Below are 22,858 nucleotides of genomic sequence, written 5' to 3'. Positions count from 1 at the left end.
CTAAAAAATTGGTCAGGCGTTGTGCGTTTCTGCCAGCTCAGGGGCCAGCGGAAAGTCTATTTCTATCTGGGTTAGATTATAGAGATAATTCATGGCGATGTTATCGCTGATCTGCAGGATGAGGTCAACAAGGTTCCCCTTGTCATAACCCGCCTCAAAAAAGCGATCAAGGGTTTCTACGGATGCCCGTCCCTTATTTTCCGCGATCTCCTTTGTAAGGCCGGCTAATGCGTTTAATCGGGGATGACTGCTGGTTCCCGCCCTGACTGCCATCAGTTCTTCTTCCGATACACCGTTTTTCCTGCCCAGAGATGTGTATACGCTCTGGCAATAACGGCAACCGTTCACCTGTGCCATGACCAGATTAACCACTTCCCTTTCCCGGCTATAAAGGGAGGTTTTTGCTGTCTGGAAGGCCAGATACTTATTTAAACCGTTTTCGGAATAGGCGATCGTAGCATATAAATTCGGCACCATTCCCAGTCTTCTTTGCAATGTGTCAAAGGCCGCTTCGTTTCCGGGATAAATCTGTTCTCTTGTGGGTACGCTAAAGTCTATCATTCTTCTTGCTGTTTTGTTGTGACGTCGGTATAGCGGCATAAGGAAAACAAATCACATACCACACAGCTAAATGGCTGGGAGACAATCATTTGATAAAAAACCGCCATCTGATAATTAACTATATTTAGTGATTTCACTGTTTTTAGCCACTTTATTTAGTGAATAGCCGTGACCTTTTCGCTCAGTGAAAAATCAGGAACAGGTGTCATGAAGTGGATCCCCCATTATTAATAATGGGATCTGACTAATGGTGCAAGGGGCTTAATCGGACAATTCCTGATTGATTTTTACGAAATCTAATAAAGGAATTCACGTGAAAGGCTGCGATATGACGAAATATCGTGTTTTTATATCGCGACCAAAACATACAAACAGCTGATTATCAACCAACGGCAACTCAGGCATACAATTGGCCTCTATTCTGGCATAAAACCACTGCATTATGAAGTATCCGGAATATTGCCCCTTATTAAAGCTCGAAGACGTAGACGACAATCTGCCATTCCAGATCCGCACATTTAAAAGTATGCGGGAAGAGATCATCGCACATAATAGTACACCGCATAAGCAGAATTATATTGAGATCATCTGGATCACTAAAGGAAGCGGTTCTCTTGTACTGGATCTGGAAATCTTCAATCTGGAAAGCAACAGTATCTTCTGTATCACACCGGGACAGCTACACCAGCTGAGAGAAGATGAGAGCACCGAAGGATTTATCTTATCATTTACAGAAGCATTCCTTCACATGGGTGAGCAGGAATTTGACCTGATGTATAATTCAGGACTTTTTCAGGCGTTCTCCCGTTCTGCCGGTATCCGTGTGAATAATGACATTGCCAGAGAGATGCAGGAAGTAGCGCAGAAGATGTTGAAAGAAAGTAATAATGTTTATCTCTTCAGAACCGAAATGCTGCGCCGTTATCTGAAGATCTTCCTGATCTATGTTACCCGTCAGTTTCAGGGACCATTGACAACCGTTATTCAGACGCGTAATCTGGAGCTCACGGAGAAGTTTAAATCACTGGTGGAAGTCAATTTCAAAACACACCGGAAAGTGGCTGACTATGCAAAGCTGCTGGCGGTAACGCCGAACTATCTCAATGAGATCATCAAAAAGACCACTGCTTATCCTGCCAGCTATCATATCCGTCAGCGTATCATACTGGAAGCCAAGAGAAGAGTAGCCTATTCTGATGAATGTATGAAAGAAGTGGCGTGGTATCTTGGTTTTTCAGACATTGCGCACTTCAGCAAATTTTTCAAAAATGCTACCGGCATTACTTTCTCTGATTTCAGAAAAGAATGTCTGGTCATCACTCCGGCCTGATGACGGACATTCGTGTCAGTTTTTTATGCTGCAATTTTGAGCAATATTGTACTTACTGCGTCCGGTCCGGACAGAAAAGGACTGTGTCCTGTAGCCAACAAAACTACAGACGGCTACGCGCAACAATTGTAACCCGGGTTAACTTTTTACAGGCATATAAAAGATAAGCTCCTGACCGGTCATTACTGATCTGTCAGGAGCTTTATATAAAAGTGTTTGTTTACTGCTGAAGATATTTCTTCAGTTCCGCACCTGCATGATCCATCGCAGAACGTGTGCCCGGAACGGTCGCCAGCGGGTTTAACAATCCCCAGTCATGGATCATTCCCTGATAACGTACCAGCGCTACCGGTACACCTGCCTGATCGAGTTTACGTGCATACGCTTCTCCTTCATCACGCAGTACATCATTCTCAGCTACCATCACCAAAGCGGGCGGCAGTCCTTTCAGTTGTTCTGTTGTCGCCTGTAAAGGAGAGATATGAATATCGCTACGCTGTCCGGATGTGGAGTAGTTATCAAAGAACCATTTCATCATCTCCTTTGTCAGGAAGCGGCCTGTTGCGAACTGGTTATAAGAACCGGTTTCGAAATCGGCATTTGTTACCGGCCAGAGCATTACCTGTCCTTTGATAGCAGGGCCTTGTTTTTCTTTTGCCAGAATAGCCACAACAGCGGTCATATTACCACCTACACTATTACCCGCCAGCGCCAGATTTTTACCATCCACACCGATCTCATCACCATGCTCTGCCACCCATTTGGTAGCTGCATAAGCTTCATTGATCTGTGTAGGGAATTTTGCTTCCGGTGCAGGCGTATAGTTTGGGAACACGGCAGCAGCACCAGATGCCACTACGAGGTCACGTACCAATCTTTTATGTGTAGGGAAATCGCCCAGTACCCAGCCACCACCGTGAAAGAACATGAACACCGGGAGTTTACCGCTGACACCTGCGGGGCGTACGATGTCCAGTTTTACAGTAATGCCTTCAGATGTGATGGTCTTCTCAGAAAACTCCACACCTGAAATATCCACCTGTACGGATTCCTGTGCACCTGTCAGCACAGCGCGTGCGTCCACAGGTGATAATGTTTCCAGTGGTTGACCGCCGCTTGTATTTAAAGCATGCAGGAACGCCTTTACTTTGCTATCAATTGCAGGATCTACATCCGGATCCAGTGGTAACCTGATCTCTGTGCTCATTATGTTTAAAGTTTATGTTGATGAATTAACAATTGCCGGAGGCTAATAGTTGCAAAGCTATTTCCAATATGGTGCCAGAGCAATTGCCAATTACCTGCAAGTGTTGTCATTTTTATAGTATTAAGCATTACCGCGAAGACCTCTACTGTACCCAAATTCTTCATCCTTTACTTTTACTGCTTCATGCATTGCGTCTTTGCCGATAAAAAATACAATACATGCTATAATCTGACACTTGCCCCATAGCGGGTCCATGCATATACGCCGTCTGCATCGCAGGAAGGGCATTGCCAGTACTTTTATAAGGAATCTTGTCAATGCGGGGGCATGCGCAGTCTTTTGCAGGTATTGAGGTCAGCATGCATGCCGGCAATGAAGTATCGGTTAAATTTCTACACACACTGGGCATTCTGCAGCATGCGCAATCGACCTATGTAAGACTATTCAGTAAGGAGTACTAACGTCCATAATTAATACAAATTAAACCCTGATTCCTGCATTGCTACACAGGATCATTTTTTTCATCTTTGTATTGTTATCAATAAGATATCGGATCATCAGCGAAAATTAAACCTGATATTTTTATCAAGTTGGCATTGGTTACCAAACGGCTGTTTCTATTCAGAAACAGCTTTTTTTTTATAGTTGACAACAAAAATAAATAGCGCCACAGAGTTGTGGCGCTATTGGGTTACAAACATTTATCTACCTATTACAACTGTTTTATCTTTTGACCCTATTTCCAACCTCCACCCAGACTTCTGTATAACTCCACAGAAGCACTCAGTTGCTGACGGGTAATATCAGCTTGTGTCAGTGATGCCTGTAAAGACCTGCTTTGCGCGGTGATCACATCGAGGTAATTAGCCATCCCACTACGGAACAGCATTCTTGCCTGTGACGTGGCCAATGCCAGAGTAGTTACCTGATCAGAAGCAATTACCTGTTGCTCTTTCAGTTTATCCAGTCTTACCAGTGAATTAGACACCTCTCCTATTGCGTTCAACGCTATCTGTCTGAATCGGATCACCGCTTCCTCACGCTGGATCTTTGCTACTTCCAGATTTGTTTTCAGCTGTCCGCGTTGAAATACCGGCTGTGTCAGACTTCCGGCCACCATACCAAACAATGAAGCCGGCAGTGTAAACCAGTCGCTTGCTTTAAAGGCATTCACGCCACCAGTGGCTGTAATATTCAATGCAGGATACATACTTGCCTGTGCGACACCCACTTCTGCATTTGCAGCGACCAATGCCATTTCCTGTTCCTTTACATCCGGTCTGTTACTCAGCAGGGCTGCGGGTACGCCTGCGGGCATCAGTTCGCGGAGTGGAGTAGTGATCAGTGTCGTATTGTACGCCACAGTACCGGGCAGCTCTCCCGCCAGTATACGCAGGGTATTCTGTTCGATGACTTTTGCCTGTTCTAACTGCGGTATCAGTAAGGCGGCTGTCTGCCGTTGCGCCACTGCCTGTTGTACAGCCAGTTCGGTTGTTTCACCAGCCGTCTTCTGCAGACGGATCATCTGTACAATCGTATCGCTGAGTGATACATTACTCTTTGCGATTTCCAGTTGTGCATCCAGCATTAGCAGGTTGTAATAACTATTGGCGATATCTGCCACCAGTCCTGTCTGTACCGCATGCATACCTTCAAACGTGCCGAGGTAGCTGGCCAGTGCCGCTTCCTTGCGACGTTTGATCTTACCCCATACATCGATCTCCCACGATAATCCGGCATTCAGACTATAGTCTTCAATATGCTCGGTACCCAGAAATGTATTCAGACTGGTACCATTCAAACTATTCTTTGAAGGGATGGAAGTAGACGCTGCCGCCTGGAGATTCACTGTTGGCAGCCAACCTAATTTCGCTTGTTTTAAGTATGCCTGTGCCGTTTCTATGCGTTTAATTGCCAGTTGCAAATCATAGTTCCCGCTCAGCGCCCTTCCTATCAATCCCTGCAGAGTCGTATCTGTAAAAAACTGTTTCCATTCCAACGTCGCAATGCTGCTGTCAGCCGAAGCTGTCGCCACCGTATCATTGTATTGAGCCGGCAGTGCGAGGGTGGGCCGCTGGTAATTGCGGCCTACCCGACACGATGCCAATCCTGCAACTATAAGTGTAGAGACGATTGAAAGGCGAATATATTTTAGTGTCATCCTCTTTTTCTTTATACTTTAATATTAGATGCGCTTATACGGTCGCATCGCTTGCTACATCTGTATGCGTCGTCTTGAATGGCTTACCGCTGATCCTTTCCTGCAGATACTGGAAAATGATAAACAATACAGGAATAGCGAAGATACCCAGTATCACGCCGGTCAGCATACCACCCGCAGCACCGGTACTGATGGAACGGTTACCTAATGCAGAAGAGCCTGTCGCACGCATCAGAGGTGTCAGACCTGCCACAAAGGCGAAGGATGTCATCAGGATCGGACGAAGACGCAAACGGGAAGCTTCCAGAGCAGCAGCGAGCAGTCCCATACCATTACGGCGTCGCTGTACTGCATATTCCACGATCAGGATCGCATTCTTCGCCAACAGCCCAATCAACATGATCAGCCCTACCTGCACATATATATTGTTATCAATACCGAACAGGTTGATGAATACGAATACACCGAAAATACCCAGCGGAATAGACAGTATCACCGACAATGGCAGGATATAACTTTCATACTGTGCTGCGAGCAGGAAGTATACAAACACGAGACATAACAGGAAGATAATACCTGCCTGTCCGCCTGCTGCGATCTCCTCTTTCGTCATACCCACCCACTCATAGGAATACCCTCTTGGCAGATATTGCTGTGCAACTTCTTCCACTGCCCTGATCGCGTCGCCGGAGCTGTAACCGGGTTTCGGCTGACCGTTAATCGTTACCGCATTGAAGAGGTTATTACGGGTCACTGTTTCCGGACCATATACTCTTTCCAGTTTAACGACTGCGTTCACCGGTACCATTTCACCAGTACTGTTCTTTACAAAGATATCATTCAGTGAAGCGGCTTCTGCACGGGCAGGTGCTTCTGCCTGTACAATTACACGATAGTATTTACCAAAACGGTTGAAGTCAGATGCGAAGGTGCTACCATAATATACCTGCATTGTCTGCAGGATATCAGATACAGATATACCCAGCTGTTTGGCTTTTGTTTCATCAATCTCCAGATTGTATTGCGGGTTACCGGCATTGAAAGTGGTAAAAGCGAAAGCGATCTCTTTACGTTTCATCAGTTCACCGATAAAACCATACGCCGTATTAGCCAGTTTATCGAGTGGTCCGCCGGTACGGTCCTGCAGGATCACTTCAAAACCATCCACGTTACTAAAACCCGGTACGGTCGGCATGTTGAACATAAAGATGCTGGCTTCTTTGATACCGGCCAGTTTGCCCTGCATCATACCCATTACATCTTTCAGGTCTTTCATTTTTCCGCGGTCTTCGTGTTTTTTCAATTTCACGAAACCTACTGCATAGGCAGAACTGTTAGAGTTGGTCAGGATGTTGAAGCCGGATACACTCAGATAGCTGTTTACTGATTCCAGCGCCTTCATTTCCTGCTCTACCTTATTCACTACTTCCTGTGTACGTTGCAGCGAAGATCCCGGTGGCATGGTCACAGAGTATACCACGAAACCATTATCCTCAGTAGGAATAAAGCCGGTCGGCGTTCTTTTTACCAGCCATACGGTGACACCGATGACAATGGCCAGAGCTGTTAAAGCGATCCATTTACGTCTTACGAGGAAACGGATGCTGCTGATATATTTATTGGTCACTGCTTCAAAACCGGAGTTGAAAGCCGTAAAGAAGCGTTTACCAAAGCCTTTTGTATAAGCAGCGCCATGTGCCTGATCACTATGATTATTCTTCAGTAACAGGGCACATAAAGCCGGACTGAGGGTCAAAGCGTTCAGTGCTGAGATCAGGATTGCGATGGCCAGTGTAAAGGCGAACTGCCGGTAGAATACACCTGCAGGGCCCTGCATGAAACCAACCGGAATGAATACCGCGGCCATTACAAGGGTGATGGAGATGATCGCACCGGATATTTCCTGCATACTGGTGATCGTGGCTACCCTTGGCGACATATTAATTGTCTCCATCTTCGAGTGTACGGCTTCGACGACCACAATGGCATCATCCACCACGATACCGATGGCGAGTACGAGTGCGAATAAGGTCAGCAGGTTGATGGTAAAACCAAACAGCTGCATAAAGAAGAAGGTACCAATGATCGCTACAGGTACTGCGATAGCAGGAATGAGTGTAGAACGGAAATCCTGCAGGAAGATGAACACGACGATAAACACCAGTATAAAGGCTTCTATCAGTGTATGTTTTACCTGATCGATCGATTCATCCAGATATTCCTTGGTGCTGTAGATATTAAAATAGTCTACCCCATTCGGGAACAGGCCGGCTGCTTTTTTCATCAGCTCATTTACCTGTGTCTGTATTTCATTGGCATTGGAACCTGCCGTCTGATAGATCGCGATTCCGATACCATATTTACCGTTTACATGTGTGTCACTGCTATATGTAAAGGAACCAAATTCCACGCGTGCCACGTCTTTCAGGCGCAGCAGAGAACCATCTGCGTTTGCTTTCAGTACAATGTCTTCATACTGTGCGTTCTGATTACGTTTGCCTTTATACTTGATCACATACTCGAATGCTTCCTTGCTGCTTTCGCCAAAACGGCCCGGCGCTGCTTCGAGGTTCTGTTCGCGGATAGCGGTCAATACATCCTGTGGGGACAGGTTATTGGCAGCCAGACGATCAGGACGTAACCAGATACGCATAGAGTAATCTTTCGCACCGAATACCATTGCCTGGCCTACGCCGGTCACACGTTGTATTTCAGGGATGATGTTGATCTTTGCATAGTTCTGCAGGAACTTCTCATCATATTCCGCCATTTCGCTGACGAGATTCACCACCATGATCATACTGTTCTGTTGTTTCTGCGTGGTGATACCGGCGCTTACTACTTCTACGGGCAACAGACTCGTCGCTTTTGCAACACGGTTCTGTACGTTTACGGCGGCAAGGTCAGGATCAGTACCGAGTTTGAAGTATACGGTGAGCGTCATGGAGCCGTCGTTGTTGGAAGTGGAAGTCATGTAGGTCATGTTTTCCACACCATTCACCGCTTCCTCAATAGGCGTCGCTACTGAGCGGGCTACCACTTCCGCGTTCGCACCCGGATAAGACGCTGTTACAGCCACACTGGGCGGAGCGATATCGGGGAACTGCGTAACGGGCAGGGTGGCGAGCGACAATAATCCCAGCAGTACCAGGATAATGGACACCACCGTTGCCAGTACGGGTCTTTCTATAAATTTTCTTAACATAATTTGCTTGCGTTAGTTGTTTGTCAGGATGTCCGGCGTGTACGCTCCCCTGCGGTCTTTGCAAACCGTGATAGCGGGGAGTACATTACTATACTGTCGTCAATCAGAGTGGTCTGGCTTTCAGCAGACTATCCATTGAAATGGGTTGTGGCTGGATGACCATTCCATCACGCAGACGGTCCAATCCGGTGTACACAACAGATTCACCAGCTGTAACGCCCTTCGCTACGAAATAGTAGGCGCCATTTTTACCGGACACGGTGATGGGTTTACTGGCTACTTTATTACTGTCGCCAACAGTAAAAACGAAGATCTTATCCTGCAGTTCGAAGGTAGCTTCCTGAGGTACTACCAGTGCAGCGGCAAATGATTCGGAGAGTTTTACTTTACCTGTATTGCCGGAGCGCAGCAGGCCATTCGGATTAGGAAACGCAGCACGGAAGCTTACGGCACCCATTGTTTTATCGAACTGTCCTTCCATTGTTTCGATGCGGCCTTTTTCAGGATAGATCGTATTATCAGGTAATACCAGTTCAACCGGAGGCAGTTGTTTTACTTTTTCTGCGATGGTATTGCCGGGGAATTTATCCTTGAATTGCAGGAAGTCAACTTCACTCATGGAGAAGTAAGCATATACTTCATTTACATCGGAGAGAACGGTGAGTGGCAGTGCTTCACTACGCCCTACGAGACTACCATTCTTATAAGGAATACGTCCGATATAACCACTTACAGGAGCTGTGATCAAAGTAAATCCTACGTTGATGCGTGCATTGCTGACCATGGCCTGTGCCTGTGCTACATTTGCTTTGGCAGCCTGATAAGCGGCTTTGGCCGTTTTCAGCTGAATGTCTGATACGACATTATTATCTACCAGTGGTGTCAGTCTGGATACTTCCAGTGAAGCTTTTTCTTCATTGGCCTGTGCAGCCAGCAGACTGGCGGATGCATTGCTCAATTGTTCCTGATAAGGACGATCGTTGATGCGGAATAATGGTTGTCCGGCTTTCACATAAGCACCTTCATCTACGAAGATCTTATCGAGATAACCATCTACCTGTGCACGGATTTCTACATTCACTTTACCTTCCAGTGCAGCATTATATTCACGGTGAGTAGAAGCAGGAACTGCGGCAGCCTTGAATACAGGCAGAGCAGTCACAGGCGGTGCGCCACCTTCCGGATTAGCGGAAGAGGAAGCGCAACCTGATAATACTGCCAGCAGTATCAGGCTATAGAGAAAGCCTACAGGCTTTTGTTTGTAAACTTGTTGAAATAAGTGGTTCATACGGTTTTGTGTTTTCTTGATTATTGACAATAGCCGGTCACGCTGTAATCCTTATTGGCGATTTCAGACACATTGTGGAGCTATGGGCAAACCTTGCCATATCCCTTCCCTGTTGATGGAAAGAAAATAGTTGTTGTTGCGTAGTGTTGGAACTACGAGGTAGATTTACTAATAATAGCTAATAGAGAAATTTGGTTCCTGATAATTAACAGGTGAGATCATTGTACTTCATGAGCGTTCGGTTTTAGTTGACGATTGCTAAAACAGTTTCCATTCTATCCGATTTACAAAAATAGGACGTATAAAAAAGAAAATCATTTAACTAATTACGGTATTAATTGTACTTTTCACGGATGCTACGTTGAAAAGAAGCAGGTGTTGCACCTGTATGTTTCTTAAAGAAGCGATTGAAATAGCCGTCATCTTCAAAGTTCAGTTGTCCTGCGATCTCTTTAATTGTATGTTCACCCCAATATAATAGCCGCTTCGCTTCAGTAATACGTTTTTCGTCTATAATTTGTTTAGCGGTCTTTCCCAATGCGGATTTAATCGTATCGTTCAGGTGCCCCGGTGTTACAAACATCAGTTCTGCGTAGTGGGCTACCTGCGTTTTATCTTTATAATGAATGTCGGACAGTTCATTGAATTGTCTGACGATACGGTTAGGTAAAGTATCTGACTGTATAGATGCGATATCGAGTTGCGGTAGTCTGGCAGTAGCTGCCATCAGTGATTTCAACTGACTACGGATAATCAGGTCGCTGAGTGGCTGCGGGTTTTCCGTTTCTCTGAGCATCAGGCGTGCGAAGCCCAGCAGCTCTTTGAGCTGTCCGTCAGTCAATGGCACAATTGCTTTTTCAAATACACAGGACCAGCAGACCATTCCGCTGGCAGATGTTTCCGGCAGCAGAAACTCCGGAGAAAAGGAAATATTTACAATTTCAGACAAGCTATCACCGGTGTACCGGTAGATCTGATCAGGAGATAACATGATCAGTGCCGGTGCTTTCACGGTATATTTTTCGAAGTCTATATATTGTATGCTTTCGCCGGATAATAACAACGTGAGGCTATAATTGGAACGTCTGTGCGGTTCGGACACATCTTCAGGTTGTACCAGATAAGTTGTACGGTCGATATGAAATCCTCTCACAGGATTACCAGGCCTGTTGACGTCGGCATAGTCGTAAACGGGTATCAATACATTATTCCTCATAATACTTGACGTTTGGTATTAGTAATGCACACTACAGTAAATAAGGGGATCAGGCAGATCTCATTATTGGATCCGGACAGAAGCAGGTGGTAACAAGTAGTATTAACGTATGGTGTTCGTTATGGTGGTACAAAAGTATACATTCCACCCACAAATCATAGTTATTCTTCTGATATTAATTTATATCTCGATAATTTAGTTCCATACGGTTTGCGCTACTTCTCAATCCTGCATTTAATTAGCCGGCTAAATAAATAATTTAAAAAAAAAGGAAAAATGCCCTTATTCTTCCTCTTCGATGTTTTCCAATACCTGCATTAACAGTCGTCTGAGCAATATCTTTTCTTCTGTGCTCATATTTTTTACCATCTGTTGCTCCAGCTTATTCCAAGTAGTATCTATTATATCGGTGGCTGCTTCTTTGCCTTTATCGGTCAGGCTGACTCTCACAACCCGCTGATCATTATTACATTTTTCTTTTGTGAGAAACCCGTTTTTCTCCAGTCGTTCGGCTGTTCTTGTCACTGTTGCGGGTGTTACTTCCAGATTTTCCGTGAGCTCGTTCATCGTCATAGGTCCTCCACACAGCAGTTGCGCCAGAAAATGCTCCTGACCGGCATGGAGCTGGTGGGCAGCCAGCATCTGGTTGCCTTTATTCCTGTGTACCTTGCAGATCTGCGTGAGCAGGTGACTGATGGTACTACACATCATCGGTCTGTTCATAGCACGAAGATAATACAAATTAATTAGCCGGCTAAGTAAATATTGAAAGCATCAGGAATTAAAAGCAGAGACATGGGTAAAAAACTATAGATTATTAATTTTCATAACATATCAACCGGCATTTACGGGTTCCGGCTTAAGGGGATTAAAGGGGCTACCCCAACCCTAGCGTTTTTCGACCGGGTCGGCATTCAATATTTGAGATAATTCATAGATAAGCCGTAGATACTCCGTAGATAAGCCGTATATAAGCTATTCTTATAGGTACGGATTATATACGGCTTATCTACGGGATATCTACGGTAACAAATTGATTTATAGAGCATATCGAAGCGAAATCAGGTAAAGGAAATAATGGTTTGTCCTGAATGCCCCTTATCAGAGCAAAAAACGGCTCACACCCGAACTATACCGGGCGTATACCCGAGGCATCTATGGAACAGCTATGTTGTGTCAAGGGCAGGGTGCAAAGAAAAAGGGCGCCTCAAAATGAAGCGCCCTCCTATCATAATATGTATTAAATGCTTAGTTCTTCATTCAACATTACTTAGCCGTTTCTTCTTTCGGCCGTTCTTTCACCAGTACGAGATCAGACATCGCCACGTTCATCGGAATATTGCCGAGTTTTACGATACCGCGTTTATCGCGTACCTCCATCAGCTTTCCTACCTGACCATTGCTTTTGATCTTTACCTGATCGCCCAGTTTCAGGTCGGCTCCTACTACCTCCTGGAATTTATCCTGAATCTTCTTTTCGAAGCGTTCGTTGATCTGTTTCTGACGTTTGTGGAACAACAGGGCTTCTGCCTGTTTCATGACTTTCTGTTTGTCATCTGTGCGTTTCCACTCAAAAACGATCTGTTTCAACTTGCGCTCCATATCCTTGAGGTATTGGAGTTCTTCTTCCTTGATCTGGTTCTGCAGCTTGAGGGTGGTGAACTGCTGGGTTTTCCTTTCCTTATCAGACAGGATTTCGTATTCACGTTTCAGCTTTTCATTTTCCTTCAGGAGTTTCTGCAGTTCTTTCTCTTTGGCTTCTACCTTCTGCAGGTCCTGCTCTGCTTTGTTAAGCAGTTTATCTAACTGGAAGTGTCCTTCGTCCACAAGGTTTTTGGCGCGGGCGATGAGGGCAGGTTGCAGACCGATACGCTGCGCGATGGAGAATGTATAGGAGCTACCCGGTTTACCTACGATCAGTTTGTACATAGGTGACAGGTTTTCCTCGTCAAAGCCCATCGCACCGTTGATGATACCACGTACCTTATTGGCCATTACCTTCAGATTGAGGTAGTGGGTGGTAACGATACCAAAAGCGTGTTTCTTGGCCAGTTCCTCCATGATCACCTCGGCAAAGGCGCCCCCGAGATTCGGGTCAGAACCACTACCTAATTCGTCGATGAAGAACATGGTCTTGCCGTTGGCGTTCTCCATGAAATACTTCATGTTCTTCAGGTGAGAACTGTAAGTACTCAATTCAAATTCCAGAGACTGGGTATCACCGATGTGAATCATGAGCTGGCGGAAAATACCGAGTTGTGAGCTGGGGTGTACAGGCACCAGCAGGCCCGCCTGCAGCATCAGCTGGATCAGGCCGACCGTTTTCATGGTAACGGTTTTACCACCGGCATTCGGACCACTGATCACGAGGATGTGATTATCCTTGTTCAGGGTCAGGTTCACCGGAATGGTGGGTTTCTTGTTACGGCGGTTATACAGGAGCAGCAGAGGGTGGTGTGCATCTACGAGATGCGCCTCGGCATGTGGCGTCAGCATGGGATAGTTACCATCCATGTCCAGCGCCAGTCTGGCTTTTGCCCTGATAAAGTCGTATAGTCCCAGTATCTCGTGATAATTATTGAGCAGATGACTGTGCTGACTGAGCTGGTGAGTCAGTGTACGCAGTATTTTATACACTTCCTTGCTCTCTTCCCTTTCAAGGGACATTACGTCATTGTTCAGTTCTATCGTTTCTTCCGGTTCTACGAAAGCGGTACGACGGGTGTCAGATTCTCCGTGGAGGATCCCTTTCACCATACGTTTGTTTTCAGCATAGATCGCCAATACCCTTCTGCCGTTCAGGAAGGCTTCTTCCGTATCGGCGAGGTAGCCCAGTTTGCTGAGTTTACTGAGACAGCGCTCAAATGCGCGGCGTAATTCGTTCCTTTTACGGAACAGGTTCATACGGATCTTCGCCAGTTCAGGGGTGGCGTTATCGCGTACTTCTCCATGCTCATCGAGTACTTCATCGATGAGGGCTGTGATTTTCTTCTCATAGTGGGTATGAGTAATCACGCTGAACAGTCCTGCATAAGTGACACGCCTGTCGTGATCAAAGAAGCGTACAATGCTGTGCATACTTTCCGCCAGCTTACGCAGCTGCATAATCTGTTCTTCGCTCAGTACAGCACCCTGGATGCTCAGCAAACGCAGTTCATTTTTCAGGTTCAGTACGTAGTCGTTGGGAAAGTGTTCCTGCAGCAAAGTCAGCTGCTTGTATTCATGGGCCTGTTGCAGGGCCGTTTTTACATAATCAATGTGGGTATGCAAACGCAGATCATCTGCCATTTGTTTGCCCAGCTCCGTTTTACAATGCTCTTTTAACAAAGCCTGTACCTTGTCAAATTCCAGCTGTACCAGTGCTGAATCGGGAAAATATTTCATCTTACTTATCCATACAAAGCCTGTAAACCCTTTGTTTACAGACGGTTAAAATTGGCTGATGCCGTTCCGAACCTTTTACGGGCCGGCAAAAGGAATGTTAAAGTTACTTAACTTGCTGATCTATTCCGTTAATCTTGTCGTAATTTAACTCGCTCCGGGTATCTGAGCCCTGATCGCAATATGCCACTTTCAACATTAAAAATCATGCGAAGATACTCAATATTAAGCTGTTTACTGGCACTTACTATTTGTGCCTGCGGACAAGGAGAAAAATCAAAGGATAAAGTACCAGACGATATGGAAGTCAGTAATAACATAAAAACAGAGAAAGCCACCTTTGGTGGCGGATGTTTCTGGTGTACAGAAGCACAGTTTCAGTATCTGGATGGCGTGATCAGTGTGGAATCCGGTTACGCAGGCGGCACCATAGCCAATCCCAGTTATGAAGACGTTTCCAGCGGGACTACCGGCCATGCGGAAGTGATACAGGTGACCTACGATCCGGCTAAAATCTCTTATGACGAGCTTTTACAGGCTTTCTGGCAAAGCCATGACCCGACCCAGCTAAACCGGCAGGGGAATGATGTCGGTACCCAATACCGCTCGGTTATCTTCTATCATAATGAGGATCAGCACAAACTGGCCGGATTGTATAAACAAAAACTGGATGCATCCGGGGCATATGACAAACCGGTGGTCACCGAAATAGCCCCTATGACGGATTTTTATAAAGCGGAAGACTATCACCAGAACTATTATAACGAAAATGGTTCGCAGCCATATTGCCATTTTGTGATCCAACCCAAACTGGCTAAATTCAAAAAAGTATTTAAAGATAAATTAAAGTCAAACTAACTTATTGTTATACAACTTCTTGATAACGCGAATGGGTATACCCCATTCGCGTTTTACGTTACACACCAGACATTACATATTTTTACATATTTAAATATCGGCGTATATTGCACTCCGGACAATATCCCGGCCATATCACAACAGCAACTGTTAAGCTCTATATATACCTAAACCCATGAAATACGCACTATCCCCGGGCGCGACTATCTCCGAACAGGAGAAAGCTTTCCGCTCCTTTATCAGCAACGACCCTGCGCTGAGTTATTTTCTTGAAACCGGCACCCTGCGCAAGAATGCGAAGTTTGCCAAAGAAGAACTCTACAAGGATCCCGCCTTTCTGGCTTTTATTTCTCCTTATTTCGAAGACATCTATGTGAAGGCTATATTCAGGTGTTTTGATCTGAAAGACACAAACCTGATCAGCGATATCGCCGCCAATCCACTACTGCTGGATGACACACACAAAAAGATGGCGTTCGATAAGATCTTCAAATTGCTGGAAGACAAAAAAGCCCGGTTAATATCGCTCTGCAATAATATCCAGTTAGGATATCAGGTGGATATGATCGAACTGTCTGAACAGACTGGTGTGATGACCATTTGTATTCTGAACTATCTGCCGGTTGATTTTCAGGCATTCAGAACAGCCTACGGTAACGAAATCGTTAAACTGGTACGTTCACTGATGACCAAAGATTTCAACAGCGCCCGCAATATCATTACAGATGTACGTCAGCTGAAAGCAGATGCACAGACGACTTATGATGCGGAACAACTGTATCAGCAGATGGAAAATGCAGCACAGAAAGCGGCAGCAGTGGAGAGTGCGAGAGAAGAAAATAGCAGCGGTGCGAGTGTGATCTGGGGAGTGATCGCGTTTATCATTTTTATTATTAAGATGATCCTGATATTTGCGGATTAAAACTATTTTTTAGTCCGATAAAATTAAATCGCCTGATCTGTAATCAGATCAGGCGATTTAATTTTAATAAAATGCCTTGCCACTCCAGCTGCAGGCGTTCTATTTTGTTTTTGCCTCTTTCGACAGCAGATATCCCCTATACCAGGGTAACATTTTCATGTATGCTGAAAAATGATCTGCTACCTTATAGCCCACATCTTCCAGTCCTTCTACATATTCATATACAGGCGGGTCGTCTCCCTCGTTTAATGGAAAATAAGATATAGAGGGGCTTCAAGATCACAACTAAAAACAAAGATATTTTCATCAATCGTAATCTCCCCATCAGCAAGCGCCATTTTTATTGCCGCTGCTCTCATTTCCTGATATGCCGGATATTCAAAGCTACTATCAACTATATTGAATGCCCTGTACTTACCAAACAACTTACAGAGCTCCCGATACGCCAGCGGAAATTTTACATTCAGCAAACGTTCGAGTTCATTTACCTCTTCATCTGTACAGGCATAATCGTCATAATCACGATCCTTTGCATATTCCTGTAAAAAATCCAGATACAAAAATGTAGGATGACTCATTACCTACGATATTTTCCTTCGTAAACAATAATTTTGACCTTATGATCCTTCTGGAATTGATTAATAATATTCAAACAGGAAGGACACACCGGTCGTTCTGTGTACAAAATTAATTGTTTAATTTCTGTTGCTTTCAATTTGTCATCTTTTATCATTTGTAAAAGATACTCGAAGTATTTTGACTCAGAATCCTGCAGACGATGGATGCCTACCTTAAACTGGCCGAAATTTCCTGTACTCACCTTTTCAATAGTGCCTGCAGCGCTTTGGCCTCCTTTCCCTTCACCCAGGAAGCCGCTATGTGCGACCTCATCGAAATTCTCCCCATTTTCCATCTCACGACGCACCACCAGCACATTTTTATTGTCAGGAATGTTGAAGTCTCTTCTGGCCTTATCAATTTTGCCCCATCCGTTTCCATCCAGTGGTGCATATCTGAATACCGCAGAGTTTAATACCCCATTAGCGAAAAAGTCTTTATTCAAGCCCGCAGCGTCTGCCATATATTCCGTCATCACTTTACGTGCGTCACTGAATCGCTCAAAGGCAGTAACATTTTCAGCATTGGCTATTATGTCAATTGCTTCATTGATCGAGGTATTCATTTTCGTGAATAATTTTGGATCATCTGCACATGCCGATAATAATGCTTCCCGATATGTTTCAAACTTCCTGTCTTTTACAGTCACCTCCAGATCAGGAAGCCACTTCTCTATCACTTCGAAAATCCTTGCATCTGCCTCATATGCTTTTACAAAATCTGCATTCTTAGACAGCTTCAATGCCAGTTCGTTACCGATCTTAAACCTGCGCTCAAATTCTATGACAAGTTCGGCGGCCGTCAGAGCTTTTGATGATTTTGCGCCTAACTGAACCATCTCTTTTTCAGATAATACCGGCCCCTGTCTGCCTACCGCAATAGCGCCTGTATTGTCAATATTCCCTGCTTCATCTATATATCTAAACCCATTATCAGCATCGATCACACCATTTGAATATACCCTCACCGGACCATCATTGGCTACCACTGAACGTTTCAGTTTCCTGCTCAGGTTTTGTGCCGTTTCTATATTGGTACAGGAAAGCAATACCAGTTGTTTGTCGGCCGGGAAGTTTTTCTCATTTGCGCGGATCCAGTTTGCCAGTGAGCGATGGCTCATGACGATCTCCTCACCTTTATGTATTACACTGAAAGCCTCTCCATTCTCTGTAGCATGTACTACCAGATACAGGTTATTATCTGATCCCTCCGCTTTCTTCAACCATTCCGTCACATTTTTCACATTGTCATTACCAGAGATCGTCACCGCACGATTCGTGATTTCTGCACCATCTTCCGCCAGATCTGACAGATTCGCACTGCTATGCAATTTTTCCCTCACTGCCCGTAAGGTTTCCAGCTCCTTCGCTTCTTTTGCCGTCAGACCACTCTTGCCATATTTGGTATTAATAACAACATCAAGATCCTTTACTACATTATCTATCTTCGGTATAGCCAATGCCATGTTCGGCACAGATGTAATGAAGCAGGCGATCTGCAGGGAGGTTCTGAGTTCCGGAGATATCGCATCCGCATCCAGCAGCTGTAAGCCCATACCTACCGAAGAACCAATGATGTCCATTGCTACAATGGTCTTTCTGACATAGTTACCGGCGCTGAAGAGGACCTTTGCTTCTCCGATACCGATCGCCATTGTTCCGATATCAACAGCCAGCCACATGGTATTTTGTGCCACATCTGCTGTGTTGATCTCCGACATCATCCCCAGTTGTAAAGCAGGAATATTCAGAATGGTACCTTGCGGGAATGTTTTGGGTTTTCCATCGATAGTGATGGTGAAGCTACCTGCCACTTCTACCGCTACAATATCATTATATTGGTATGGGATGTCATCAATGTACATGGTATTACCATCTTTCGGGAAATCGATGCCTGCATTATCAAACTGCAGCATATTTCCTTCAAGCTTAGCAATGACCTTCTTATGCGCCATCTGTTCGGCCTTCTCTTCAACAAGATAATTACAATGCCCTGAAGCAGTAATCATATTGCTGTATGCCATCATCGTCGCAACCTGCATCTTCCTCGGCTTCAGGAATCTGTTGAACGGCGCATAGACACCGCCGAACTTCATATTCTCTTCTATATATTCCAGCAGAGCCGTCTGATCGGCAGCACCTTTAAAGCTGGTTAACAACTTCAGGTATAACTCATTATCATGCGGCACAACAACGACACCCGCATTGAAAGACTCTGTAAGAATTTCCAGACCGATAGCCCTTTTATCAACTGCTATCGTCTGCAGATGTAAAGCAGGATCATTTTTCACCTGATCAAATACAACATATGGAGATGCCTTCTTTGTGAGTGTGTCCCAGAACTTGTTATCCACTACCACTGCTGTCTTACTGATAAAATCAGCAACTCGGTGTAGAACTTCTTATAGAATCTGACCCTGTCACTTTTATAGGCTGCCTTTATATCTGCATATCTGCCAATAATTTACCCCATGGATATTTTCTGCATCCTCATAGATAGGATATCCGATACGGGTGGCTGATGCCTCCATTGTAAAACTGACCGGTATTTCCCAGTTGCCTTTCTCTTTTACTGGTTCTGCGGTCCGACTCTCATCGATCACTACTTCCGGCTGTGTGAACCTGACGAAATATTCCGGATATACCTGTCGCTCTGTGCGATCTTGTCCAGCCAGAGATATTCTGCACCTCCACAATGGTCTTTCATCATACTCACCGTGGTAGTAGCAATACAATATGGACATCTGTCGTTTACCGCCGGCAGCTCCTGACTTAAAGCAATAACGACATCGGATCGTTCATGATCGTGTTGACAGCGAATGGTCTAACGTTTCTGCAAAGTCCGCAAACTTTCTTATCGGATCTCCTTCTTTATAGAGCGGAATACCCTGCGTGTGAACTTATACATTCTCACCTTACCATCACACTGCAGCGGATAGATAACCCGTCTATCATACCTTCGGCGGCCTCCTGTTGGAACGCAATACCAGTTTGTCGTTCTGTAGGTGCCGGTATTATCATAGTACAGATAGCGCTGTACCGCCGTGCCGGTATCTTTTAATTCAAAACTTCTCAGTGCACCCACTGTAAGATCCGGGCCAAAAGTCAGCTGATCAGTTCCGGATGATTTGTATACGGCGCCATACTGGAACTCAACCTCGCCAGCTTTTCCCATGGCAATACCAATACGGTTGCCGAAGGTGTCAGGAAGGAGACTTCTTCTTATCCTGATTTAGGAGATCTTGCTGATGTTTACACCAAAGAAATTCTCACTGTCTGCATCATCTTCAAATATGCCCCAGACACTTCCCGGATCATGCAGGATATCCCACTGAATTTCAGCAGTCTGTATCCACCAGTATAATCCATCAGATTATCTGTCGTGCGTTTTCCAGTCCGACACCTTCACTGAAAGTATGTTCCAGCGTATAGTCGCCGTGTCCGATCTCATGTAAAACCGTACGCACGACCGCCTCACGTGTGGCATCCTTTGTGAAGATGAAACCAAACTGACTATTACGCGGCATTTTACCCAGCAGGTCACCATCGGACAATGCCACTTCATCCACTACAAACAGATACACCGCATCATCTCTCAATTTTGTCTTCTTCCGTATAGTTTCTTCAGGGCTTTCTCTTCACCCGTAAAGTTGTTACTCAGGAATGCACTACCCTTGTCCTGTAATATATTATCATGATTGCTGTCCCATTCCCTGTTATTTCTGAAAGACTCATCCACTTCAACGGAGTAGTTAATACCCAGTTTTCCATAGATGCGTTGCAGGCTATCCAGCAGGACTTCTTTATTCAGATTCGCAGCACCCACCGGCACCAACACTACGGTCTTCTGTAATGGCTGATAACTTGCGATCAGCAGTTTACCCATGTTATATAGCCACCTTTTCCATCCGGATAAGCCGCATATACTTCCTGTGCATCGCCGCCGGGACACCTGTTACCTTCACGGTATATCTGCCATTGCCGAGGTCTTTTGACTCCAGCACAATTCCCTTACCAGTAACAAATTTCAATTTAGACGTAGTGATGTCAGGGCCTGCACCTTTCAGTACAGCTATCACTTCTTCCTGCACACCCGGTAAATGGCTTTTGGCGCTTACGCGGTATTTACCATCTGCGAGCGATTCATATTTATTGTCGGGTACGGGCTGTCTTTATAAGTTTCTTTCCATTCATCAAACGCATAAGCATTGCCATCAGCAGCTGTGAACAGGACGTACCTTTACTGAGGTTGAGTGTTTCAGCGAGGCCAGTACTTCTTTCGTCAGTGAACTATCGCGTTACCGGCGGAAGTCACCTTCCCACCTTTATCGATATTATACAGGTTCCCATCTGCATCTTCCAGCACTAAGGGCAGGGTCTTACCCTTGTCTTATAATAATGACTTCCTCTTTACCCGTCTCACTATCTTTCAGAGTAATTGTACCTGCATTGATATCTACTTTGATACTGCGGAGAGAAGATCTTCAGTTTTGTGGTGATATCCGGTAAATCACCTGTTTCACGTACCCTACCATCATTACCTCCGCGTTGTTCATCTACTTTATCCTGAATGAATTTATCGATGCCTTCGCGTCACTGCATGCATCTCTCCTGCTGTCACCACCATGTCTGTATTGACGGTAACGTTCTTAAACTCCATCTGCAGACCGATCCCAAAGCCCAGTGTGATAAACACGGCCTTTACCGGTGAACTTCCGGCACTACCACTCACTTCGGTCAGGATCACGTCATAATTGCCTACACGAAAATACTTCCTACATGTGCGCTTGCGAGTGGTTCTTATTAGCAGGCGCTGTCAGCAACGCAGGATCTCCACAAACGAAGGTTTTGGCAGAGTCTGTCTTCAGGGTCACAACATTGCTCAGAGGCCCGTAGATAACCTTCTATTTTCCATTGTAACCTGCCTTCATAAGCACGTCCGGGCTCTAAGCCATTTGCAGTGAATGCGGTGTCTCCCGCTGATTCCTGTGTCTGCCAGTCAAATTCTGTACTTCCTGTTTTAGCAGCCCGGTATTGCAAACGAGAGGCCTCTACCTGATATGTTGCGTCTGCCAGCGGCCAGCTGAAACGTACGCTGCGTTGTCCGTACTACGCCCACCAATACAGGTTTGGTATATTTCTTTGTGTGAAAGGATTATTTCCCAGATAATTGAACGTACAACTCAGACTCAGTCCGTTATTGCTGAACATATCCCTGCCGCTCTTGTCCCGTGCCTGCACTGTCCAGACATACTGCATACTATCTCTCAGCTGCGGTTCTCCGGACCATATACAATGGTATTCATCTCGGTCACCAGTGTATAGATAGGCTTCGCGCTTCTGACGATATAGTCCGGATTACTGCCCGCCGGTCTTACTTCATACAGGGAGAAGACGTATTCTGTACCACTGCCGGGCAAAGGGCGGGTGAATTACGGGTGCTCCAGTTGAATGTCAGGAACTGCGGATCCAGCTTTTCCACCCGGCTGTTACAGATAGGCAGGTTCAGTAAAGGTGGATCATTCTTCCGGAAGAAGAATACATTAGCGCGGTGTTACTCACCTGTACCTGCGGACGACGATAATCATACGCCGTAAATGATATGCGGTAAGCCCCTTCCGGCAGGGAGCGCGTCTTCTCATATACTTCACGGCTGAAGCCACCGCTATATTGGAGATTCCCCGGATTCAGATAATCCGCCAGATCAATACCGCCGATAATAGTAGGAATGCCCGGACTTAAGGTCAGAGGTCTGGGAATAAAATTCGGAGATGACCGCATGATCACGGTACCATCTGCTCTACAGTTACTGTAGTCTGATATCGTAACTGTGGGACTGTCAGGTCATTCTGTAACAGTACACACGTAGTTTATCACTACCGGGTACTGCGTAATCCGGCAGATAAACGCTATAGGGCGGTACGATCTGCGTACTTGCCGTGACAGGATTGCTGGGCGTCAGCATGATAGAAGCCCGTGAGTAGTATCAGCAGGCCAAACAGATATCGGAATATACGAGGCATTTTCAATGCAGGATATGTTATCAAAACGAATAGGTATAGTTAAGGGTGCTGGTCAGTTCATTGTAACCACGCTGATTGGCAGTAGCGCC

At 45.4% G+C, this 22,858-nt stretch carries 21 protein-coding genes; 3 read left to right on the top strand and 18 right to left on the bottom strand.

The features are described 5' to 3' along the window. Positions 1–12: 12 nt before the first annotated feature. Entirely contained in the window at positions 13–561 is a 549-nt protein-coding gene (locus FEF09_RS24025; RefSeq protein WP_146307459.1) for a carboxymuconolactone decarboxylase family protein, read from the bottom strand. A gap of 442 nt (positions 562–1,003) precedes the next feature. On the opposite strand from FEF09_RS24025, the gene FEF09_RS24020 reads away from it, so the two are divergent. Beyond that, the gene (locus FEF09_RS24020; RefSeq protein ID WP_146307458.1) at positions 1,004–1,891 is read left to right on the top strand and encodes an AraC family transcriptional regulator; all 888 of its coding nucleotides are present in this window, start codon (positions 1,004–1,006) and stop codon (positions 1,889–1,891) included. Between the two features lie 220 nt (positions 1,892–2,111). On the opposite strand, the gene FEF09_RS24015 is transcribed toward FEF09_RS24020, so the two are convergent. From FEF09_RS24015 to FEF09_RS23985, 7 genes are all read right to left on the bottom strand, one after another. After that, entirely contained in the window at positions 2,112–3,098 is a 987-nt protein-coding gene (locus tag FEF09_RS24015; RefSeq protein ID WP_146307457.1) for an alpha/beta hydrolase, read from the bottom strand. Positions 3,099–3,834: 736 nt separating this feature from the next. After that, entirely contained in the window at positions 3,835–5,259 is a 1,425-nt protein-coding gene (locus FEF09_RS24010; protein WP_146307456.1) for an efflux transporter outer membrane subunit, read from the bottom strand. A 34-nt stretch (positions 5,260–5,293) separates the two neighbouring features. Continuing rightward, positions 5,294–8,464: an efflux RND transporter permease subunit gene (locus tag FEF09_RS24005; RefSeq protein ID WP_146307455.1), complete on the bottom strand. Its 3,171-nt coding sequence runs from the start codon at positions 8,462–8,464 to the stop codon at positions 5,294–5,296. A 103-nt stretch (positions 8,465–8,567) separates the two neighbouring features. Beyond that, complete coding sequence (locus FEF09_RS24000) at positions 8,568–9,752, bottom strand: efflux RND transporter periplasmic adaptor subunit (RefSeq protein ID WP_146307454.1); 1,185 nt, start codon at positions 9,750–9,752, stop codon at positions 8,568–8,570. A gap of 334 nt (positions 9,753–10,086) precedes the next feature. Continuing rightward, positions 10,087–10,968, bottom strand: a complete 882-nt coding sequence (locus FEF09_RS23995) for a helix-turn-helix domain-containing protein (RefSeq protein ID WP_012790437.1) — start codon at positions 10,966–10,968, stop codon at positions 10,087–10,089. A gap of 282 nt (positions 10,969–11,250) precedes the next feature. After that, positions 11,251–11,691, bottom strand: a complete 441-nt coding sequence (locus FEF09_RS23990) for a MarR family winged helix-turn-helix transcriptional regulator (protein WP_146307453.1) — start codon at positions 11,689–11,691, stop codon at positions 11,251–11,253. Between the two features lie 543 nt (positions 11,692–12,234). Continuing rightward, positions 12,235–14,352 (bottom strand): endonuclease MutS2, encoded by a 2,118-nt coding sequence (locus FEF09_RS23985; protein ID WP_146307452.1) that lies wholly within the window; start codon positions 14,350–14,352, stop codon positions 12,235–12,237. Positions 14,353–14,649: 297 nt separating this feature from the next. Between FEF09_RS23985 and msrA the strand changes: the two genes are divergently transcribed. Continuing rightward, a complete protein-coding gene (gene msrA, locus FEF09_RS23980; RefSeq protein ID WP_186774497.1) occupies positions 14,650–15,207 on the top strand; it encodes a peptide-methionine (S)-S-oxide reductase MsrA in 558 nt (185 codons plus the stop codon). Positions 15,208–15,382: 175 nt separating this feature from the next. Beyond that, on the top strand, positions 15,383–16,129 hold the full coding sequence (locus FEF09_RS23975; protein WP_146307450.1) for a hypothetical protein: 747 nt from the start codon (positions 15,383–15,385) through the stop codon (positions 16,127–16,129). A 245-nt stretch (positions 16,130–16,374) separates the two neighbouring features. Here the strand turns inward: FEF09_RS23975 and FEF09_RS23970 are convergent, their stop codons facing one another. The 10 genes from FEF09_RS23970 to FEF09_RS23935 form a co-directional block, all read right to left on the bottom strand. Further along, entirely contained in the window at positions 16,375–16,707 is a 333-nt protein-coding gene (locus FEF09_RS23970) for an SMI1/KNR4 family protein (RefSeq protein ID WP_146307449.1), read from the bottom strand. Next, positions 16,707–19,100, bottom strand: coding sequence for a deaminase domain-containing protein (locus tag FEF09_RS23965; protein WP_146307448.1), 2,394 nt, complete (start codon positions 19,098–19,100; stop codon positions 16,707–16,709). Before FEF09_RS23965 ends, FEF09_RS23970 begins: the two co-directional genes overlap by 1 nt. A 72-nt stretch (positions 19,101–19,172) precedes the next feature. After that, positions 19,173–19,490: a hypothetical protein gene (locus FEF09_RS23960; RefSeq protein WP_146307447.1), complete on the bottom strand. Its 318-nt coding sequence runs from the start codon at positions 19,488–19,490 to the stop codon at positions 19,173–19,175. Between the two features lie 110 nt (positions 19,491–19,600). Further along, positions 19,601–19,921: a hypothetical protein gene (locus FEF09_RS23955; protein ID WP_146307446.1), complete on the bottom strand. Its 321-nt coding sequence runs from the start codon at positions 19,919–19,921 to the stop codon at positions 19,601–19,603. 193 nt (positions 19,922–20,114) lie between these two features. After that, positions 20,115–20,345 (bottom strand): hypothetical protein, encoded by a 231-nt coding sequence (locus FEF09_RS23950; RefSeq protein WP_146307445.1) that lies wholly within the window; start codon positions 20,343–20,345, stop codon positions 20,115–20,117. Beyond that, positions 20,342–20,632 carry a hypothetical protein gene (locus tag FEF09_RS23945; RefSeq protein WP_146307444.1) on the bottom strand — a complete coding sequence of 97 codons (291 nt, stop codon included), beginning with the start codon at positions 20,630–20,632 and terminating at the stop codon, positions 20,342–20,344. Before FEF09_RS23945 ends, FEF09_RS23950 begins: the two co-directional genes overlap by 4 nt. A gap of 1 nt (position 20,633) precedes the next feature. After that, on the bottom strand, positions 20,634–20,837 hold the full coding sequence (locus FEF09_RS23940) for a hypothetical protein (RefSeq protein WP_146307443.1): 204 nt from the start codon (positions 20,835–20,837) through the stop codon (positions 20,634–20,636). Positions 20,838–21,322: 485 nt separating this feature from the next. Continuing rightward, positions 21,323–21,493 carry a hypothetical protein gene (locus tag FEF09_RS30925; protein WP_186774494.1) on the bottom strand — a complete coding sequence of 57 codons (171 nt, stop codon included), beginning with the start codon at positions 21,491–21,493 and terminating at the stop codon, positions 21,323–21,325. Positions 21,494–22,013: 520 nt separating this feature from the next. After that, complete coding sequence (locus FEF09_RS30920; protein ID WP_186774493.1) at positions 22,014–22,166, bottom strand: hypothetical protein; 153 nt, start codon at positions 22,164–22,166, stop codon at positions 22,014–22,016. Between the two features lie 85 nt (positions 22,167–22,251). Continuing rightward, positions 22,252–22,527, bottom strand: coding sequence for a hypothetical protein (locus FEF09_RS23935; protein ID WP_146307442.1), 276 nt, complete (start codon positions 22,525–22,527; stop codon positions 22,252–22,254). Between the last annotated feature and the right edge of the window lie 331 nt (positions 22,528–22,858).

Source organism: Chitinophaga pinensis, from assembly GCF_007896845.1.
Lineage (GTDB): Bacteria > Bacteroidota > Bacteroidia > Chitinophagales > Chitinophagaceae > Chitinophaga > Chitinophaga pinensis_C.
The sequence above is the reverse complement of the archived record's forward strand: the minus strand, read 5'-3'. Positions and strand labels throughout refer to the sequence as shown.

Coding starts and splice junctions, on each gene's coding strand:
- FEF09_RS23990 (WP_146307453.1), bottom strand. CDS start 11,691: ATGAACAGACCGATGATGTGTAGTACCATCAGTCACCTGCTCACGCAG.
- FEF09_RS24005 (WP_146307455.1), bottom strand. CDS start 8,464: ATGTTAAGAAAATTTATAGAAAGACCCGTACTGGCAACGGTGGTGTCC.
- msrA (WP_186774497.1), top strand. CDS start 14,650: ATGGAAGTCAGTAATAACATAAAAACAGAGAAAGCCACCTTTGGTGGC.
- FEF09_RS24000 (WP_146307454.1), bottom strand. CDS start 9,752: ATGAACCACTTATTTCAACAAGTTTACAAACAAAAGCCTGTAGGCTTT.
- FEF09_RS23975 (WP_146307450.1), top strand. CDS start 15,383: ATGAAATACGCACTATCCCCGGGCGCGACTATCTCCGAACAGGAGAAA.
- FEF09_RS24010 (WP_146307456.1), bottom strand. CDS start 5,259: ATGACACTAAAATATATTCGCCTTTCAATCGTCTCTACACTTATAGTT.
- FEF09_RS23970 (WP_146307449.1), bottom strand. CDS start 16,707: ATGAGTCATCCTACATTTTTGTATCTGGATTTTTTACAGGAATATGCA.
- FEF09_RS23945 (WP_146307444.1), bottom strand. CDS start 20,632: ATGGGTAAACTGCTGATCGCAAGTTATCAGCCATTACAGAAGACCGTA.
- FEF09_RS23995 (WP_012790437.1), bottom strand. CDS start 10,968: ATGAGGAATAATGTATTGATACCCGTTTACGACTATGCCGACGTCAAC.
- FEF09_RS23935 (WP_146307442.1), bottom strand. CDS start 22,527: ATGCGGTCATCTCCGAATTTTATTCCCAGACCTCTGACCTTAAGTCCG.
- FEF09_RS24025 (WP_146307459.1), bottom strand. CDS start 561: ATGATAGACTTTAGCGTACCCACAAGAGAACAGATTTATCCCGGAAAC.
- FEF09_RS23960 (WP_146307447.1), bottom strand. CDS start 19,490: ATGTCCATATTGTATTGCTACTACCACGGTGAGTATGATGAAAGACCA.
- FEF09_RS24015 (WP_146307457.1), bottom strand. CDS start 3,098: ATGAGCACAGAGATCAGGTTACCACTGGATCCGGATGTAGATCCTGCA.
- FEF09_RS23985 (WP_146307452.1), bottom strand. CDS start 14,352: ATGAAATATTTTCCCGATTCAGCACTGGTACAGCTGGAATTTGACAAG.
- FEF09_RS23955 (WP_146307446.1), bottom strand. CDS start 19,921: ATGGGAAAAGCTGGCGAGGTTGAGTTCCAGTATGGCGCCGTATACAAA.
- FEF09_RS24020 (WP_146307458.1), top strand. CDS start 1,004: ATGAAGTATCCGGAATATTGCCCCTTATTAAAGCTCGAAGACGTAGAC.